General features: G+C 45.5%; 1 protein-coding gene. It reads left to right on the top strand.

The genetic code is table 11. The features are described from left to right. Positions 1 to 425: 425 nt before the first annotated feature. Positions 426 to 863 (top strand): VC2662 family protein (locus R7Z47_RS24285; RefSeq protein WP_318130694.1); only part of this gene is annotated, 438 nt, incomplete at its 3' end.

Raw genomic sequence — 863 nt, 5'->3', positions numbered from 1 at the left:
TGCAGCGTCTGTCGCTGGTCTAATGATCACAACAGAAGCGATGGTAACTGACCTACCACAAAAAGAAAGTGCAGGCATGCCTGACATGGGTGGTATGGGCGGTATGGGTGGCATGGGCATGATGTAATCATCCCGCGCTATTCCAAGCCGAGTAGAACAAAAAGCCGAGGTGTGAACCTCGGCTTTTTTGCGTCTGGTGTTTGCCCACTGTGCATTTTTCAGTGTAGGTAAAAGAAGATGTGAATTGTGAGGGATGCGTTCCGGCAGCGTCAGTGGAAAAACAGAAAAATAACTGAGATGAATTTTTTCTAGGATAGTCAGATTGTTAAATATGACCTATTGCTAACACTTTTTGTGTCCGAATAGCGCAAAATCTGAACATTACACTATGTTGTAAATTACTGCTTACCATCATGGAGATAAAAATGAAAAAGCTTATGACGTCATTGGCTGTTGCAGCCACTATCGCATCACCTGTTGCTCTTGCGAACAGCACCCCTGTGATGTTTTCAACGATCGACCATACTAACGCTCCATCAAACTCTGCTGTTGGTGGTGTTCGTTTGGCGGTACTGCATGGCCAAGTAAACGAAGTAAAAGGCGTCGACTTCTCAGTTCTAGGTATGTCTGAAACTGACCGTACTACGGGTGTGAACTTCGGTCTGTTCTTTGGGGCAGCGAAAGTAAACCAAGAAATGAAAGGTGCGTCACTTGGTTTGGTTAACTGGAACCAAGGCCAAACAACCGGTGTGAACTTTGGTGCGGTAAACATCACGAACAACGTGAAAGGCCTAAACTGGAGTGCGGTGAACTACTCAGAAGGTTACACCATGGCAGATGTTGGTCTGGCGAGTATTTCTAAA

Source organism: Vibrio sp. 1641 (assembly GCF_033339995.1).
Taxonomy (GTDB): domain Bacteria; phylum Pseudomonadota; class Gammaproteobacteria; order Enterobacterales; family Vibrionaceae; genus Vibrio; species Vibrio alginolyticus.
Note: the sequence above shows the minus strand (reverse complement) of the source record. Positions and strands in the feature narration are given on the sequence as shown.